Consider the following 14,432-nt stretch of genomic DNA (forward strand, 5'->3'; position numbering starts at 1 on the left):
GCCTAACCTAAGTAAGGGTGACCTAACTACCCTCGCGCCAGGCCTGCCACAGTCGCGCGTACCGGCCGCCGAGGGAGACCAGTTCCTCGTGGGTCCCCTCCTCGGCCACACGCCCCGCGTCCAGCACGGCGATCCGGTCCGCCGCCATCGCCTGGGTCAGCCGGTGGGCCACGAACAGCGTGGTACGGCCGGCGCACGCCGCGAGCACGGCCCGCTCCAGCGCGGCGGCGCCCTCGCTGCCCGCCTCGGCGGTCGACTCGTCGAGCACCACCACGGGCGCCCGGCCCAGCACCAGCCGGGCCAGGGCTGTCTGGGCGACCTTGGTGACGTCGAGCCGCTCGCCGCCCTCGCCGACCATGGTGTCCAGCCCGTCGGGCAGGGCCTCGGCCCATCCGCCGGCACCGACGACGCGCAACGCGTCCATCAGTTCGGCGTCGTCCGCCTCCGGCGCGGCCAGCCGCAGGTCGTCGCCGAGCGAGCCGGAGAACACGTGTGTCTCCTGCGTCAGGATGCTCACCAGCGCCCGCGCCCCGGCCTCGTCGAGACCGGCGAGGTCCTGCGCACCGATGCGCACCGAACCCGCCTGCGGCGTTCCGATGCCCGCGATCAGCGCGGCCAGGGTGGACTTGCCCGCGCCCGTCGCCCCCACCAGGGCGAGCGAACCCCCCGCCGGGATGGTCAGGCTGACGTCCCGCAGGACCGGCTCCTCGGCGTCGGGATAACTGAACGTCACCCCCTCCACCCGCACCGGGTACGGCGCAGCGTCCGCCGGCGGGACGGACGTGTCCCCCACCAGCCGCTCGTCCGCGGCCTCCCCCAGCACCCCGACCAGGCGGGTCAGGCTCGCTCCCGACTTCTGCGCCTCGTCGAAGGTGAACATGATGGCGCCCAGCGGGGTGAACAGCCGGTGGAACATCAGCGGGGCCGCCGACACCTCACCGAGAGTGGCCGCGCCGGCCTCCAGCAGGAGGTACCCCACCACGAGGATCAGGACGAGCCCGATGAACTCCGCGCGGTTCTCCCGGCCGACGAACCGGCCGAAGAACCGGAAGACCTCGATGCCGAGATCCCGTACCCGCCACGACTCGGCCGTGACCTTCTCGCGGAAGGCGTTCTCCAGGCGGTAGGCCCGGACGGTGTCGATCCCGTTCAGCCCGCTGATCAGCGCCTGGGCCCGGTCGGCCTGCGCCGCCCGCTGCTTCCGGTAGAGCGGGGCGGACCGGGGGAGGTACCAGCGCAGGGCCAGGCCGTACGCCGGCAGCGCGCCGGCGCCCGCCAGGCCGAGCCGCCAGTCGAGTCCGAACATGCCGATCGTCGCGACGGCGACCAGGACCCCTGCCGTGAACACCGTGGGGACTGCCGTCCGGATACCCCGGGACAGCACGGCCACGTCGTCGCCGACCCGGGAGAGCACGTCGCCCCGGCCGACCTGTTCGATCCGCGCGCTCGGCATCCCGAGGACCGCACGGACGGCGTTCTCCCGCAGCCGGGCGAGCAGATCCGCGCCGAGCCGCCCGATCAGGTACGTCGACACGGCGGTGGCCGCCGCACCGAGCAGCGCGGCCGCCACCAGCTGGACGCCGACCGTGACCAGGACCGAGCGCGACGTGCCCTCGGCCACCGCGTCGACCACCTGGCCGAGGAGGAGCACCGGAAGCACCTGGAGAACGGCCCCGGCCACCGTGGTGAGCAGGGTGGTGGCCGTCAGCCAGGGCACCTCGCGGCAGTGTGCCGCGACCCAGCCGGTGGCCACGCGTCCCGTCGCCGTGCGCAGGACCGCGGGGGCGGCGCGCGTGCCGGTGGCACTCACACGCGGGCCCGGGCGGGGCGGGAGGGTACGGGCGCGGTCACCGGCCGACCGACCGGACGAGTTCGTCGATCGCGTACGGCAGCGAGAGCAGGGTGCTCTGGGACATGGCGGCGCCGACGGCGGGGCCCTCGCTGTCCAGCAGGTAGGACACCTTCCCGTTCCTGGCCGCCGACAGGTTGGCGAACAGTTCGAACTTCTTCAGCGCTTCCTGGTCGGCCTTGTCGTTGATGACGAAGATGTGGTCGACGTCGACCAGGTCGACGCGCTCCGGTGAGAGCCGGGTGTAGAACGAGCCGCCCGCGATCTCGTCGATCTTCGTCGCGCCCTTGAAGCCGATGCCGGTGACCAGACGTCCGCGCACGTCGGTGGTGGTGAAGGGCGCGACCGAGTTCTCGTACCAGGACAGCGCGACGGCGGTCCGGTCCGCGAACTCCGGGTGGGCCTCACGGACCGCGTCGAGCTTGTCCTGGACGCCCTTGACCAGTGCGGCGCCTTCGGGCTCCTTGCCGAGCGCCTTGGCGATGTGGAGCGCGTTGTCCTGCCACGGGGCGCTGAACGGTTCCTTCTCGGCCTCGGTGCGGCCCACCGTCGGAGCGATGGCCGTGAGCTTGCCGTAGGCGTCCTGGTCGATCTCGGAGTAGACCGCGACGATGAGGTCGGGCCGCAGGGCCGCGATCTTCTCGTAGTTGGGGCCCGCGTCGCCGTTGCTCATGACGACCTCGGGGCGGGTGCCGCCCCACTTGTCCTTGACCCAGGGCCACTGGGTGTTGACGTCGGGGGACCTGCCCGCCGGGTTCGGGTACTGGTCGACCATGCCGACCGGCTTGATGCCGAGCGCGAGGACGGTCTGGTCGTCGGTGTAGCCGACGGAGACGATCCGTCGGGGGGCCTTCGTGATCTCCGTGCGGCCGAAGGCGTGCTCCACCGTGACCGGGAACGCGCCCGCGGCGGCGGGGGCTCCGGCGTCCGTCGGGTCCGGGGAGCCGGAACCGCATCCCGCGAGGAGGCCGACGGCGAGGAGCACCGCCGACAGTGCCGCTGCCGGCCTCCACGGCCGGCTGTGGGTCGTTCTGTGGAGGAGCATCAGGGCATCCCTTGCTTTCACGCTGTCCGCGACGCCCCGGACTCAGGGCGGGCACCCTCGCCCGATGAAGTGAGGTTAGCCTAACCTAATCACATCATCAGCGTTGCGGGGAAGCCCAGTTGGGCTGTACATGGGTCCGGCCGATGGGCACGATGAGCGGCCGGTCACCGACCGGGTCCTCGACCACCCGGGCGCGCAGCCCGAAGGCCTCCTGCAGCAGTTCGGCGGTGATCACGTCGCGCGGGTGCCCCTGCGCGAGGATCTCCCCCGCCCGCATCACGACGAGGTTGTCGCTGTAGCGCGTGGCCAGGTTGAGGTCGTGCAGGACCATGACCACGGTGCGTCCCGACTCGTGCAGGTCGTCCACGAGGTCGAGTACGTCGATGGCGTGCGCCAGATCGAGATAGGTGGTCGGCTCGTCCAGGAGCAGCAGGTCGGTGCCCTGGGCGAGGGTCATGGAGATCCAGACCCGCTGGCGCTGCCCGCCCGACAGCGAGTCGACCGGACGGTCCGCCAGTTCGGACACCCCGGTCATGGCCAGCGCCCGCTCCACCACGGACGCGTCGTCCGACGACCACTGCCGCAGCCAGCTCTGGTGCGGATGGCGGCCCCGGGCGACCAGGTCGGCGACCGTCAGCCCGTCGGGCGCGACCGGCGCCTGCGGCAGCAGCCCGAGTTTCCTGGCCACCTCCCGCGTCCTGAGTCTGCCGATGTCCTCGCCGTCGAGCACGACCGTCCCCTCGTCCGGCTTGAGCAGCCGCGTCAGGGTCCGCAGCAGGGTCGACTTCCCGCAGCCGTTGGGGCCGATGATCGTGGTGACCACCCCCGGCGGGATCACCACGTCGAGTCCCTCGATGACGGTCCGGCCGCCGTACCCGACCGTGACGGACCTGGCCGCCAGTCGCGCCGTGCCGTCGGTCCCTGATCGGGTCCCGGTGATGTGCTGAGCGGTCATGGGCCCCCCTCCGTGTCGGTTGTCCGGCTGTTCGGTCGCTTCACCGCAGGTTCGCCCTCACCAGCAGGTACACGAGGAAGGGGCCGCCGATCGCGGCGGTGATCACGCCGACCGGGAGGGTGACGGGCAGCGCTGTACGCGCCACCACGTCGGAGCCGGTCAGCAGCAGCGCGCCCACCAGGCCGGAGGCCACCATGGGCGGGGTCGGGTACCTCGTGAGCCGCATCGCCACCTGCGGGGCCACCAGCGCGACGAACGGCACGGGGCCCGCCGCGCTCACCGCCAGCGCGGCCAGCAGCACCGCGCACAGCAGCAGGAGCGCCCGCACCCCGGCGTAGCGGACGCCCAGGCCGGCCGCCACGTCGTCGCCGAGGTGCAGGGGCTTGAACTGGAACGCGGCACAGGCCACGACGGCCAGCAGGACGAGGGTGCCCCGGAGTGCCGTTCCGACCTCGTCCCACGACCGGTTGTCCAGCGAGCCGACCAGCCACGCCTGGGCCCGGGTCACGTCCCTGATGTCCGCGGTGACCAGCAGCCAGGTCGTGATCGCCTCCATCACGGCGCTCACGGAGATGCCGATGAGGATGAGCCGGAAGCCGTCGATCCCGCGGCGCCACGCCAGGAAGTACACCAGCAGTCCCGTACCGAGCCCTCCGGCGAGCGCCGCCGCGGACAGGCCGACCGAGCCGGCGACCGCGGCGGCGGTCCCGCCCGACACCGTCACCAGGAAGACCGCCACCGCGCCGGCGCCCACGGTGATCCCCAGGACGTCGGGGCTGGCCAGCGGATTGCGCGCGACGGACTGCGTGACGGCCCCCGACACCCCGAGCGCGACCCCGACGACGAGTCCGGCCAGGGCCCGCGGCATCCGCAGGTCCATGATGACGAACGCGTCGACCCGCTCCCCCCGGCCGAGGAGCGTGGCGATCACCCGGGTCAGACCCACGGGGAAGTCCCCGATGCCGATGGACAGGCAGAACACCAGGAAGGTCGCCGCCAGCAGCAGCAGCGTGACGCACACCGGCCAGGGCCGCCATACGAAGGACAGGGGTCCGACCCGCACGCCGGGCACCATCGGTGGTGTCACTTCGGTCCCGTTCACGCGCTCCTGATCCTTCCCCGCCACACCAGCACCGCGAAGAAGGGTGCGCCGAGGAGGGCGACGACGACACCGGCGTCCAACTCGCCGGGCCGTACCACCAGTCGGCCCACGATGTCGCAGACCAGCAGGACCAGCGCTCCGAGCAACCCCGCGTAGGGCACCAGCCAGCGGTGGTCGGGCCCGGTCAGATACCGGGCCACGTGGGCCACCATCAGGCCGAGGAAGGCGATGGGGCCGCACGCCGCCGTCGCCGCGCCCGCCAGCAGGGTGACGGCGGCGATGCCGACGGTCCGGCTCAGCGCGAGGTTGACCCCGAGCCCCCGTGCCACGTCGGCACCCAGGTCGAGCAGGTTGAGGGAGGGCAGCGTGGTCAGCGCCAGAAGCAGACCGACGGCGACGAACGCCGCCACCGGCCGGATCACGTCGAAGCCGACACCGGCCGGGGATCCCGCGTTCCAGAACCTCAGCGCGTTCAGCGACTTCTGGTCCGACAGTGCGACGGCGGTGGTCATCGCGGCGAGGAACACCGTGACTCCCTGCCCCGCCAGCGCGAGGGTCAGCGGATTGCCGGCCCCCCGCCCGATGCTCGACAGCCCGAAGACGACCACACCGGCGACCGCCGCCCCCAGGAAGGCGAACCAGACGTACCGGAAGGGGTCGGTGACGCCGAACACGGCGATCACGGTCACCACGGCGAACGAGGCCCCGCTGTTCACGCCGAGCAGGCCCGTGTCCGCGACGGGATTGCGGGTGAACCCCTGGATCAGCGCCCCGCCGACGCCCAGGGCGATACCCGCCACGACCGCGAGCACCGTGCGGGGCAGCCGCACGGTCCGCACGATGAGCCTGATCCCGGTGAGCCCCTGATCGGGATCGGGTGCCGCGAACAGCCCGTGCCACACCTCGGCGGGGCTCAGGGCGCGCGCGCCGACGGCCAGCGACACCGCCCCGGTGGCGGCGAGGACCACCACCAGGACGCCGAGGCCCACGACCCGCCCTCGGCGGGCCTCCACCACGGCCCCCGGTGCCGGACGTTCAACCACAGCTGTGCTCATGTCGGCGTACGCAGTCCCTCGTGGTCCATGGGCGAAGGCGCCGGTGCGGGGTGCTCACGCCCGGGGAGGGCGAGGCGGCGCAGCGGTGCGGTGGGCCGGGCCGGCGACCGGCGGGGCCTCGTCGGACGCGGCCGTGACGGCCCGGTCCAGCAGCGAGTCCAGGATCTCCCCCACCCGGACCGCCGTGTTGGAGAGCAGCGCCGACGTGATGCCGTGCGTGTGCTCCGTTCCCCCCTGGAGGTACAGGCCGCAGCGCAGGGCGGGGTCGGTAGCGATGCGGTAGTCGCGCTCGACACGGAGGCGGCCCTCCGCGTCGCGCAGGCAGCGGTCCCCGACCTCACCGAGGAGGCCGAGGGGGTCGACGGGGCTGTAGCCCGTGGCGAGTACCACGACGTCGGCGTCGAGGAGCGTCTCCTCCCCCGTGACGAGGGACGTCACGGTGGCCCGGACCTTGTCCGGGGTCTCCTCGAGGTCGGCGAGCCGCGACACGTTGAGGAAGCGCAGCCGTTCGGTGCCCAGGACCTTCTCCTGGTACATCAGCCGGTACAGGTCGTCGATCAGGTCGATGTCCACCACGGAGTAGTTGGTGTTGCCGTGGTAGTCCATCAGCCGGCGTTTGACGCTCTCGGGCGCGGCGAAGTACTCGTCGACGGCGCCCGGGTCGAAGATCCGGTTGGCGAATCCGCTGTCGTCGGCGGGGCTGTAGCCGTAGCGGGAGAAGACGGCGCAGATCTCGGCCCGGGGGAAGCGCCGGTGCAGGTAGGCGACGTTCTCCGCGGCGCTCTGACCGGCGCCCACGACGACGAACCGGGAGGGCGAGGTGCCTTCGAGGCTGTCGACCTTCGCCAGCAGTTCGGAGGTGTGCCAGACGCGGTCGCCGCGCTCCACGCCCTCCGGCAGGAGAGGGCGCAGCCCGGTCCCGATGGCGAGGTTGCGGGCCCGGTGGACCGCGAGCCCGTCCCCGGAGCGGACGGTGACGTCCAGGTACTCCACGGTTCCGTCGCCGACGACGGGCGTGACGCCGACGACCTCGTGACCGTAGGAGACCATCGCCCCGACCTTGGCCGCGGCCCACTCCAGGTAGTCGTGGAACTCCACCCGCAGCGGGAAGAGGTTCTTGTGGTTGATGAAGTCGACCAGCCGGTCCTTGCCTTTGAGGTAGCAGAGGAAGCTGTAGTCGCTGGTCGGGTTCCGCAGCGTCACCAGGTCCTTGAGGAAGGACACCTGCATGGTCGCGTCGTCGATCAGCATGCCGCGGTGCCAGCCGAAGCGCGGCTGCTGCTCGAAGAAGTGGGCGCTGACCGGCTCCGGTGGGCCGTTCCGAGCACCGCCCTGGGCGCCGGTACGGGCGTTGTGCTCGCTGATCGCGATCGCCAGGGCCACGTTGGACGGCCCGAAGCCGATGCCAATGAGGTCGTGGACGGGTACGTCGCCAGGATGAACCGGTGACATGTCACTCCCATCGTGCGGGGAAGCCGCCTGTCAGGCGCGCAGAAGGCGGAGAGGTACGGGAACGGAGCACGCAGGCGGAGCGGCCCGCTGAACTTAGGTGAGCCTAAGCTAATCACGGGGAGCTGTCGATAGGACAACCTCACGGCCGGCCGTCGAGCACCCCTCAACTGCCGCCAGGAGTCGCCGCGTTGCATAGTAAGGTAAGCCTTGCTTTACTGAGCGGGCCATTCCCTGCTCTGAGGAGGAACCCCATGCGGGTCGTCATGTTCGGATACCAGACCTGGGGCCACCGCACCCTGCGAGCCCTCCTGGACTCCGAACACGACGTGGCGCTCGTCGTGACCCACCCTCGGAGCGAGCACGCGTACGAGAAGATCTGGAGCGACTCCGTCGCCGACCTGGCCGACCGGCACGACGTCCCGGTGCTCATCCGCAACCGCCCCGACGACGAGGAGCTGTTCGCGCGTCTTCAGGAGGCCGAGCCGGACGTCATCGTGGCCAACAACTGGCGGACCTGGATCCCCCGCCGGATCTTCGCCCTCCCGCGCCACGGCACCCTGAACATCCACGACTCGCTGCTGCCGAAGTACGCCGGCTTCTCCCCGCTGATCTGGGCCTTGATCAACGGGGAGTCCGAAGTGGGCGTCACCGCGCACATGATGAACGACGAACTCGACGCGGGTGACATCGTCCGTCAGGAGGCGGTTCCGGTCGGACCGACGGACACCGCCACCGACCTCTTCCACAAGACCGTCGACCTGATCGCCCCGGTCACCCTCGGCGCACTGGGTCTCATCGCCGCCGGGCAGACGCAGTTCACCCCGCAGGACCGCTCCCGGGCCACCTTCTTCCACAAGCGGTCCGCCGAGGACGTCCGCATCGACTGGACCTGGCCGGCCGAGGACCTCGAACGCCTGGTCCGCGCCCAGTCGGAGCCGTACCCCAGTGCCTTCACGTTCCACCGGGGCAGGCGGCTGGAGATCCTGAACTCGGTGGTGTCCGAGGGTCGCTACGGCGGAACGCCCGGCCGGATCTTCTACCGGGAGGGCGACGGCGTGGTGATCGTCGCCGGGGCCGACGCCCGCACCGGCCGCAACCGGGGGCTGGCCGTCACCCGGGTACGGACCGAGGACGGCCGGGAGATGCCCGCGACGGAGTACTTCACCTCCATGGGCGGCTATCTGACCGGCCGTCCCTGACCTGAGGGCTGTCCCGCGATTCCCGGTGAATCGGCGTGCGGCGTCGGATGCGGGGCATCGCACGGCGGAGGGACGTCCGCATACGGGATGTATGGGGACGACGTTCCGACAAGGCGGCGAGGGGCCGTAGCTGTCGTCGCGCGCCCGCCGGGACGTGCGGGACAGCCCTCAGGTGGGAAGCCGCGCCCCACACCGAGGGTGAACCGGCCACCCGACCATCGGTCGAGCGCCGGCCCGGTCGGAGACGGATGGCGAGCTCCGACGTTCAGCGCATCACTGCTGCGCAGGCGGTCGGCGTACTCACCCATGCGTGGCGTGGCCGCCGTGCGACCACGCCGGTGGCCGCCGCGCTCTCCCGCACCACGCGTCCGCGCAAGACGGGCCGTAAGCCGACCTGGCGTGCACGGGCCAAGGCGCTTCGGACGGTCACTCGCACGGGCCGGATCGCGCGGACGGCCTGCTGCCGATGTCCGGCCGCGAAGGCCGTCCTGCCCGCCGGGCGACGTTCGCCGAGTACGGAGCTCGGCGGGACCCGTGCGTCTACCGACACTCGTCGGCCCGATGGGCGGCGGGCGGTGAGGAGGTGACGATGCCGATGCCGAGCCGCCTCACCTCCTCTCCCGTTCGAGGAGGGCCTCGAAGGTGCCTGCGGGTCGCCCCGTGAGGCGCTGGACGGTGTCGGTGACGCGGTCCTCCGCCCCCTCGGCGATGGCACGGTCCATGCCGGCCAGCAGTGAGGCGAACTCCTTCGGCACGTGCGCCGCGAGACGGTCGCGCATCTGTTCGTAGGACAAGCGGTGGTGCTTCACGGGCCGGCCGGTGGCCCGGGTGAGGGCGGCGGCGATGTCGTCGTAGCTGAGCGCCTCCGGCCCGGTGAGGACGAGATCGGCGTTGGGGGCGGGTTCGCCGGTCAGCGCACGGACGGCCACGGCCGCGATGTCCTCGACGTCGACGAAGCCGACCCGGCCACTCCCGGTCGCGCTCCGGACGACCCCTTCTTCGCGGATGCTCAAGGCATGTGCATGGGTTCCGGTGAAGTTCTGCATGAACCACGAAGGCCGCAACACCGCCCACTGTTCGAACAGATCGGGCAGCGCCCGGTGGACTGCGCCCACCGCCGGGCCGCCCTCGGGGACGGCCGAGGAACTGAGGAGCACCGCACGGTGCACGCCGGCCGTACGAGCCTGCCGGAGGAACGGCACCATGACCGCCGCCGGGTCCGCGTCGCCCACGGGCGGTACCAGGTAGACGCGGTCGGTTCCGTCGAGGGCCGCGGCGTGGGTGGCGGGGTCGTACCAGTCGAATGCGACCGGCTCCGCGCCGGGGACGCCGACGGCTTTGCGGCTGGCGGCTTTGACCCGGTGGCCGGCGGCTGACAGCTGCGCCGCGGTGCGGCTCCCGGTGGTGCCGGTGGCGCCGATGACCAACGTGGTACCGGTGGCCGTCATCGGCCGCTCCCGGTGAAGTCGATGCCGGGTTCGAGGACCGCGAGCGGGTTCCAGTAGTCGCGGTAGGAGGTGATGCGCCCGCCCCGGACCGTTACGACGGCGATGTAGGTCATCTCGAAGGGGTGATCCGACTCCACCAGGCGGCCGACGCCTCGCATCTCGACCACGATGGTCTCCGGATCGTCGGTCAGGTGGATCCTCACGTCGGGGAAGTCGTGCAGATCGACGTGGTCCGGATAGCGGCGCATGTACGCGGCGATGGCCTCCCTGCTCTCCAGGCGCTTCGGCCAGCCGTCAGGGGCGAAGGGGAACTCCATGAGGCCGTCCTCGGCCCACAGGGCGACCCACGCGGACATGTCCTTGTCCAGCAGCAGACGCAGACTGTGGCGGTAGAGGTCCGCCGGAGAAGTCGGTGCAGACATGGGTATCCTCCATCACATAATATGGACCCGGGGTCCGCTTTAACGATACGGACCCCGGGTCCGTTTAGCAATCGGAAGGCGCAGCATGCCCGAGCGCAAACCCCGTAAGGACGCCGTCCGCAACCGGCAGGCCGTCCTCGAGGCCGCAGACGCTCTCTTCGCCCGGGACGAGAGCCCGGAGGGCGTGACCCTGGCCGCCGTCGCAGCGGCGGCCGGCGTCGGCAAAGGCACGCTCTTCCGGGCCTTCGGCGATCGCCCCGGACTGCTGCGCGCCCTGTACGAAGCGCGGCTGGACCCGGTCAGGGAGGCCGTGGAAACCGGACCTCCGCCCTTGGGACCCGCGACTCCGCCGCGGCAGCGCGTACCCGCCCTGCTCGACACCCTCCTGTGTTTCAAACTGGACAACCGCCCCCTGATGCTTGCTCTGGAAGAGGGGGGGAGCAGCAGCCCGTACCAGGCGGATCACTACGCGCGCTGGCACGGCCTGCTCGCCACCGTGCTGCGGCAGATCCCCGGTCTGGCCGACAGCGATTTCACGGCACACGCCCTGCTGGCAGCCATCCGAGCCGATCTGGTCGAGCATCTGGCCGGGCACGAGTGTGTGCCACGCGAGAGGATGCGGGAGCAGTTGGCGGACTTCACGGCCGGAGTCCTGGACTCCGGCCCCGCGCGGCCCGGGGAACGGAGGGTGATCAGGGGCCGGGGAGCCGGCGAGTGATCGTCGTGCCGAGCCGGCGGCCCGTGCTTCGGCGTCGGGAACAGGCGCGGAGCAGTCGGTCCGGACCGTCCCTGTTCTTCCCGGCGGGATCGTGCTTGTCATAGCCGAGGTGGTCGGTGATCTCCCCCTCGACAGCGGACTCCAGGAGCCGCTTGGTCAGCTGCTGGAGCAGGCCGCCCTCGCCGGTCAGCTGCAGGCCCTAAGGACTGTCCCATCAGCCGGTCGTCCATGGGCGTCGGCACCACAGCCTCGGACGGCTCGACGGTCCCGGCCTCGGTCACGTTGTGTCTGGTCATCGATGCATCTTCCATGATCGGGAGTTACACCGAACCATTTACTGTCACTCAACCGGCTTCATTCCGTCATGCGGTCGAGTGCGGGATCAACCGCCTCAAGAGGAACCGTGCCGTAGCCACGCGATACGACAAGCTCGCGGTCCGCTACGAGGCAACCGTTCTCATCGCGGCCATCAACGAATGGTTGTGACCACTCGGGCAGCGCGTTGCGTGCACACCAGCTGATCCCGCTCATCCCACGAGTTGGTGACAGTGAAGCCGAGTCGTTCGTACAGGGCGATGGCCCCGGTCCGCCATTTCCACACGGAGAGCCGGACGGACCGTGGGAGCCCTGGAAAGGCACTTCCGACACGCGCCCCAAGGGCCGCCCCGGGCCCGCCGGGACCGGGTGCGGCCCGCGGAGGCGGCGGCCCCTGCCCGGGCGTGGGCAGGGGCCGCCCGTCAGGCGTCCTGGACCGCGCGTGTACTCACGGCCTCCGTCAGGTCCGGGCGGATGTCAGCCCGGCGTCGCGGTCACCGGGTCACCGTCCACTTCTGGTTGGCGGCGCCGGTGCAGGTCCAGATCTGAAGCCGGGTGCCGTTGGCGCTGCTGCTCCCGCTCACGTCGAGGCACTTGTTCGCCTGCGGGTTGACGATGTCCCGGGCAGCCGGCGTCGCCCACTGCTGCGCCGCCGTCCCGTTGCAGTCCCACAACTGCACCCGGGTACCGTCCGCCGTACCGCCGGAGGCGACGTCCAGGCACTTGCCCAGTGCCCGTATCGTTCCGTCGGCGCCCACGGTCCACTGCTGCGCGGCCGTCCCGTTGCAGTCGTACAGCTGCACCGCCGTACCGTTGGCCACCGCGCCGCCGGCCACGTCCACGCATTTGCCCGCGAGGCCGGTGATGGGACCGCCACCGCCCTGCTGACCGCTGCCGGAGCTCACCCGGACGTAGTCGACGAGGAGTTGCTGCGGGAACACCGTGCTCCCGTCGGGGTCGCCCGGCCAGTAGCCGCCGACCGCCAGGTTGAGGATCACGAAGAACGGCTTGTCGAAGACCCACTGCTTGCCGCCGAGGTCGGCGGGGGTACGCCGCTGGTAGACCGTCCCGTCCACGGACCACGTGATGGAGTTCGGGCTCCAGTCGACCGCGAACGTGTGGAACGCGTCGGCGAACGCCTGCCCGCCGGGCAGGGTGTAGCCCGCGCCAATGCCACCGCTGCCGGAGTAGCCGGGGCCGTGCAGGGTGCCGTGCACGGTGGACGGCTCGAAGCCGACGTTCTCCATGACGTCGATCTCGCCGGAGGCAGGCCAGCCCACCTGGCCGATGTCGTCGCCCAGCATCCAGAAGGCCGGCCACATGCCCTGCCCGCGCGGGACTTTCATCCGCGCCTCGACCCGGCCGTACGTGGTGGTGAACCTGCCCGCCGTGTTCAGCCGGGCGGAGGTGTACTCGCACCGCCCGTACCAGCACTGGTAGTTGCCCGGGTTCTCCTTCCGCGCGGTGACGACCAGGTGGCCCTGTCCGTCGAGCGCGGCGTTGCTGTTTCCGGCGGTGTAGTACTGCCGTTCGTGGTTGTTGACGTTGTCGCCGGTCTCGGTCTGCCACTTGCCGCCGTCGACGGCCGAGCCGGCGGGGCCGTCGAACTCGTCGGAGAACGTGACGGCGGCCGGTGCGGCCGCGGCGGCCGTACGCACCGGTGCGGGCGCGCTCTGCGCGAGTCCGGTGGACAGCGACGCGAGGCCGAGCGCCATGACGAGGGACAGGACCAGACGTCGGGGATGACGCGTGGAACTCATTCCTTCTCCCTTCGGGGAGCGTGGGGGGCGCACACCCAGATTGACGCGCACATGTCACATACGGGCGAGTCGGACAGGGTGGACGGGTGAGCGAGGGGGGCGGACCTGACCGTTACTTCATTACGTGATTTAAGGAATGAACGCCTGGCCTGTCAAGGCTTTGGTCTGGACCGGAGTTGCGTTCATCTTCTGACGCCACGTCTCCCCGTCCCCGCCCGGGAGACATGGCGTCAGCCGGAAACCCGGACGGCGCACCGCCCTCCGTGCCCGGGCGTGGGCGTGGGCGACTCCCCGCTCACCGCCGACGACTGCGCCGGCCCCGGGACCCGTGGCCTCCGGTGCCCGCACGGCCCGGCGGAGCAGGCAGGAGACGCCGCGCCGCGGCCTGCGCACCCGGAGCGCTGCCGCACACGCCCGGGCGCGCCCACGCGTCGGACGTGGGTGCGCCCGGGAACACACCCACGTCCGACGCGGCACGGTCCCGTGCCCCGCGGTGACGGTCCCGTTTCAGACACCCAGCTTGGCCCGGACACCGCCGGCCACCGCCGCGGGACGTGCGGTCGCCCGGACCGAACGGCGTACCACGCGCGCGTCGTGCCGCAGGCCCCGGGCGGCGTGACGGCCGCGCCACAGCAGCGACGGGGCGCCGCCGGTGTCACCGGCCGCGATCAGCAGACCGCCCAGCATGGACACGTTCTTGAGGAAGTGGATGCGCTGCTGGACCCGGTCGGAGGGCTCCTCCGCCTCCCAGAAGCGATGGCCCGCCAGCGTGGTCGGCACCAGCGTCACGGCGAGGGCGAGTGCGGACAGCCGGGGCCATCGGCCGAGCCCGAGCAGGACACCGCCCACCACCTGGACGGCGCCGTTGATCCGTACGAGGTGTTCGGTGCGGTCCGGCAGCACGGCCACGCGGTCGGCGACCGGCCGGACCACCGGTTCCGCCGCCGGGGCCACGGCCTCCGGACTGCGCAGGGAGTTCATGCCGCCCGCGACGAACATCGAGGCGAGCATGGGACGGCCGGCGAAACGCAGAAGACTCATGGCGCTGCCTCCAAGGACGACCAACAGGTGGTCAGGGGTGCGGGGTTTCTGTTCGGATCAATCATCGGGTG

Annotated in this window: 12 protein-coding genes and 3 pseudogenes; 3 read left to right on the forward strand and 12 right to left on the reverse strand. The window is 71.4% G+C overall.

The genetic code is table 11. The features are described 5' to 3' along the window. Positions 1–22 precede the first annotated feature (22 nt). The 6 genes from BA175_RS25990 to BA175_RS26015 form a co-directional block, all read right to left on the reverse strand. On the reverse strand, positions 23–1,810 hold the full coding sequence (locus BA175_RS25990; RefSeq protein WP_069173948.1) for an ABC transporter ATP-binding protein: 1,788 nt from the start codon (positions 1,808–1,810) through the stop codon (positions 23–25). Between the two features lie 37 nt (positions 1,811–1,847). After that, positions 1,848–2,894 (reverse strand): iron-siderophore ABC transporter substrate-binding protein, encoded by a 1,047-nt coding sequence (locus tag BA175_RS25995; RefSeq protein ID WP_069173949.1) that lies wholly within the window; start codon positions 2,892–2,894, stop codon positions 1,848–1,850. A gap of 97 nt (positions 2,895–2,991) precedes the next feature. Continuing rightward, a complete protein-coding gene (locus BA175_RS26000) occupies positions 2,992–3,849 on the reverse strand; it encodes an ABC transporter ATP-binding protein (RefSeq protein WP_069173950.1) in 858 nt (285 codons plus the stop codon). Between the two features lie 40 nt (positions 3,850–3,889). Beyond that, positions 3,890–4,951: a FecCD family ABC transporter permease gene (locus BA175_RS26005; protein ID WP_069173951.1), complete on the reverse strand. Its 1,062-nt coding sequence runs from the start codon at positions 4,949–4,951 to the stop codon at positions 3,890–3,892. Continuing rightward, positions 4,948–6,006 carry a FecCD family ABC transporter permease gene (locus BA175_RS26010; RefSeq protein WP_069173952.1) on the reverse strand — a complete coding sequence of 353 codons (1,059 nt, stop codon included), beginning with the start codon at positions 6,004–6,006 and terminating at the stop codon, positions 4,948–4,950. The genes BA175_RS26005 and BA175_RS26010 overlap by 4 nt, the downstream gene beginning before the upstream one ends. Before the next feature lie 54 nt (positions 6,007–6,060). Continuing rightward, positions 6,061–7,458, reverse strand: coding sequence for a lysine N(6)-hydroxylase/L-ornithine N(5)-oxygenase family protein (locus BA175_RS26015; RefSeq protein ID WP_069173953.1), 1,398 nt, complete (start codon positions 7,456–7,458; stop codon positions 6,061–6,063). A 251-nt stretch (positions 7,459–7,709) separates the two neighbouring features. Between BA175_RS26015 and BA175_RS26020 the strand changes: the two genes are divergently transcribed. After that, complete coding sequence (locus BA175_RS26020; protein ID WP_069173954.1) at positions 7,710–8,657, forward strand: methionyl-tRNA formyltransferase; 948 nt, start codon at positions 7,710–7,712, stop codon at positions 8,655–8,657. 608 nt (positions 8,658–9,265) lie between these two features. Here BA175_RS26020 and BA175_RS26025 read toward each other — a convergent pair. Together BA175_RS26025 and BA175_RS26030 are read right to left on the reverse strand one after the other, a co-directional pair. Then, the gene (locus tag BA175_RS26025) at positions 9,266–10,105 is read right to left on the reverse strand and encodes an NAD(P)H-binding protein (RefSeq protein WP_069173955.1); all 840 of its coding nucleotides are present in this window, start codon (positions 10,103–10,105) and stop codon (positions 9,266–9,268) included. Then, positions 10,102–10,527 carry a nuclear transport factor 2 family protein gene (locus tag BA175_RS26030; protein ID WP_069173956.1) on the reverse strand — a complete coding sequence of 142 codons (426 nt, stop codon included), beginning with the start codon at positions 10,525–10,527 and terminating at the stop codon, positions 10,102–10,104. Before BA175_RS26030 ends, BA175_RS26025 begins: the two co-directional genes overlap by 4 nt. 85 nt (positions 10,528–10,612) lie before the next feature. On the opposite strand from BA175_RS26030, the gene BA175_RS26035 reads away from it, so the two are divergent. After that, positions 10,613–11,245 (forward strand): TetR/AcrR family transcriptional regulator, encoded by a 633-nt coding sequence (locus tag BA175_RS26035; RefSeq protein WP_069173957.1) that lies wholly within the window; start codon positions 10,613–10,615, stop codon positions 11,243–11,245. Between the two features lie 73 nt (positions 11,246–11,318). Here BA175_RS26035 and BA175_RS32030 read toward each other — a convergent pair. After that, positions 11,319–11,444: pseudogene (locus tag BA175_RS32030) on the reverse strand (IS256 family transposase); the annotation flags it as partial. A 161-nt stretch (positions 11,445–11,605) separates the two neighbouring features. Here BA175_RS32030 and BA175_RS30200 point away from each other — a divergent pair. Further along, positions 11,606–11,731 (forward strand): annotated as a pseudogene (locus BA175_RS30200) (IS5 family transposase); the annotation flags it as partial. On the opposite strand, the pseudogene BA175_RS32035 reads toward BA175_RS30200, so the two are convergent. The 3 genes and pseudogenes from BA175_RS32035 to BA175_RS26050 form a co-directional block, all read right to left on the reverse strand. Beyond that, positions 11,715–11,861, reverse strand: a pseudogene (locus BA175_RS32035) (GNAT family N-acetyltransferase); the annotation flags it as partial. The pseudogenes BA175_RS30200 and BA175_RS32035 sit on opposite strands and share 17 nt — an antisense overlap. 193 nt (positions 11,862–12,054) lie before the next feature. Further along, positions 12,055–13,320 (reverse strand): glycoside hydrolase family 16 protein, encoded by a 1,266-nt coding sequence (locus BA175_RS26045; protein WP_069173959.1) that lies wholly within the window; start codon positions 13,318–13,320, stop codon positions 12,055–12,057. 507 nt (positions 13,321–13,827) lie between these two features. Then, the gene (locus tag BA175_RS26050; RefSeq protein WP_069173960.1) at positions 13,828–14,361 is read right to left on the reverse strand and encodes a DoxX family protein; all 534 of its coding nucleotides are present in this window, start codon (positions 14,359–14,361) and stop codon (positions 13,828–13,830) included. Between the last annotated feature and the right edge of the window lie 71 nt (positions 14,362–14,432).

The sequence above is a fragment of the Streptomyces griseus genome, from assembly GCF_001715295.1.
Lineage (GTDB): Bacteria > Actinomycetota > Actinomycetes > Streptomycetales > Streptomycetaceae > Streptomyces > Streptomyces griseus_G.

Coding starts and splice junctions, on each gene's coding strand:
- BA175_RS25995 (WP_069173949.1), bottom strand. CDS start 2,894: ATGCTCCTCCACAGAACGACCCACAGCCGGCCGTGGAGGCCGGCAGCG.
- BA175_RS26000 (WP_069173950.1), bottom strand. CDS start 3,849: ATGACCGCTCAGCACATCACCGGGACCCGATCAGGGACCGACGGCACG.
- BA175_RS26010 (WP_069173952.1), bottom strand. CDS start 6,006: ATGAGCACAGCTGTGGTTGAACGTCCGGCACCGGGGGCCGTGGTGGAG.
- BA175_RS26015 (WP_069173953.1), bottom strand. CDS start 7,458: ATGTCACCGGTTCATCCTGGCGACGTACCCGTCCACGACCTCATTGGC.
- BA175_RS26020 (WP_069173954.1), top strand. CDS start 7,710: ATGCGGGTCGTCATGTTCGGATACCAGACCTGGGGCCACCGCACCCTG.
- BA175_RS26025 (WP_069173955.1), bottom strand. CDS start 10,105: ATGACGGCCACCGGTACCACGTTGGTCATCGGCGCCACCGGCACCACC.
- BA175_RS26030 (WP_069173956.1), bottom strand. CDS start 10,527: ATGTCTGCACCGACTTCTCCGGCGGACCTCTACCGCCACAGTCTGCGT.
- BA175_RS26035 (WP_069173957.1), top strand. CDS start 10,613: ATGCCCGAGCGCAAACCCCGTAAGGACGCCGTCCGCAACCGGCAGGCC.
- BA175_RS26045 (WP_069173959.1), bottom strand. CDS start 13,320: ATGAGTTCCACGCGTCATCCCCGACGTCTGGTCCTGTCCCTCGTCATG.
- BA175_RS26050 (WP_069173960.1), bottom strand. CDS start 14,361: ATGAGTCTTCTGCGTTTCGCCGGCCGTCCCATGCTCGCCTCGATGTTC.